Here is a 1,858-nt window from a genome sequence, read left to right as displayed (position 1 = left end):
TCAGCCCGTGACCGGCGTGCGCCGCACTTCCGACAGGTAGATCAGGATCAGCGACACCCACACGATCCCGTACAGGAACATGAAGCAGGTCGTGCGCACGCGCAGCAGGTCGAGCAGCACGCCGAACAGGATCGGCAGCAGGAACCCGCCGAGCCCGCCCGCGAGACCGACGATGCCCGTGACGACGCCCATGTTGTCCGCGAAATCGTCGGCGACGTACTTGAAGGTCGAGGCCATTCCGAGCGCGAACACCGCGCCGAGCACGAAGGTCAGCGCGACGAAGCCGGCCACCGGCATCGACACATTCAGCGTCGCGGTGCCGTCGATCGTGTGGATCACGAAGTCGGTTGCCGGATACGACAGCAGGAACAGCGCGATCCACGCGACCCACAGCCCCCACCACGTGACCGCGTGCGCGCCGAAGCGGTCGGACAGTGCGCCGCCGAGCGCGCGCAGCACCGAGCCCGGCAACGAGAAGCCTGCCGCGAACGCGGACGCCATCACGAGCGACATCCCGTATTCGCTCTTCAGGTACTGCGGAATCCACAGCGACAGCGCGGTGAAGCCGCCGAACGTGATCGAGTAATACTGGCAGAGCCGCCACACACGCGGATCGCGCAGCACCTTGAACGCGTCGAGCATCGAACCGCCGCGCTTGCCCGCGCCCGGATCGGGCGCCGACGCGACCCAGAAGATCACGGCCGTGACGAGCAGCGCGACCGCGTAGATGCGCGGCACGACGCGCCAGCCGTACGCATTGAGCAGCAACGGCGTAACGAACAGATTGACGGCCGCGCCGCACGTGCCGGCACCGAACACACCCATCGCGAGCCCGCGCCGCTGCGGAGGAAAGAAGCGCGCGACATACGGCGTGCCGACCGCGAACGACGCGCCGACGCACCCGAGAAACAGCCCGATCAGCAGGAACTGCCACAGCTGCGTCGCGTAGCTGACGATATAGACGGGCACCGCACACACGACGAGCAGCACCGTCATCACGATCCGGCCGCCGAAGCGGTCGGTCCACGTGCCGAGCGGCAAGCGCATCAGCGCGCCGGTCAGCACGGGCGTCGACGTGAGCAGCCCGAACTCCGTGCTGTTCAGCCCGAGATCGGTGCGCAGCTGCACGCCGAGCACGCCGAACATCATCCACACGACGAAGCACACCATGAATGCGAGCGTGCTCGCGGCCAGCACCGACCACGCACGCAGCGGGATGGCCGGCACGCCGCCGGCCGGCACCACGTTACCTTGTTGTTGAGTTGCCATACGCCAAACCCCGTTTCATTGGACCAGCGGGCCGTTCGCGCCATCGAATGCGACACCTTCGACGCGCGCACTACCCGCGAGAATCGCCACGTACTGCCGCATCGCCCGCTCCCGCACGCGCTCCGACAGGTACGCGGCGATCTGCGCGGCGGCTTCGTCGAACGGCACCAGGTCACCCGGCACGCGCCGCTCGATGCGCACGATGTGAAAGCCGAAGCGCGTATTGACGAGTTTCGGCAGCACGCCGAGCCCGTCGGTGTCGAACAGCGCGGCCTCGAATTCCGGCACCGTGTCGCCGCGCAGCAGTTGCCCGAGGCTGCCGCCCACTTCCGCCGACGGGCAGTTCGACGACGCCCGCGCGAGCGCTTCGAACGTGTCGGGTGCGGCAACCACATCGGCGAGCGCGGCTTCCGCGCGCTGTCGCAGCGGCGCGAGCGGCACGCGGTCCGTCATCGCGAACAGCACGTGGCTCGCATAGACGATGTCGTTGCGGCGAAAGCGCGCCGGATGCTGCGCGTAGTAGCGCTCGCAATCCGCGCGATCGGGTTCGGGCAGGTGCGTGAGCTCGCGTTCGAGCAACGCGTCGACG

At 68.1% G+C, this 1,858-nt stretch carries 2 protein-coding genes; both read right to left on the bottom strand.

Translation table 11 applies throughout. The features are described from left to right. The gene (locus JYJ84_RS35640) at positions 1 to 1,269 is read right to left on the bottom strand and encodes a nitrate/nitrite transporter (RefSeq protein WP_175220664.1); all 1,269 of its coding nucleotides are present in this window, start codon (positions 1,267 to 1,269) and stop codon (positions 1 to 3) included. A gap of 15 nt (positions 1,270 to 1,284) precedes the next feature. Next, positions 1,285 to 1,858: peptidylprolyl isomerase (locus JYJ84_RS35635; RefSeq protein ID WP_205190207.1), on the bottom strand; the 574-nt coding region annotated here is incomplete at its 5' end.

The organism is Burkholderia sp. LMG 13014, from assembly GCF_905232215.1.
In the GTDB taxonomy this organism is placed as follows: domain Bacteria; phylum Pseudomonadota; class Gammaproteobacteria; order Burkholderiales; family Burkholderiaceae; genus Burkholderia.
The sequence above is the reverse complement of the archived record's forward strand: the minus strand, read 5'-3'. Positions and strand labels throughout refer to the sequence as shown.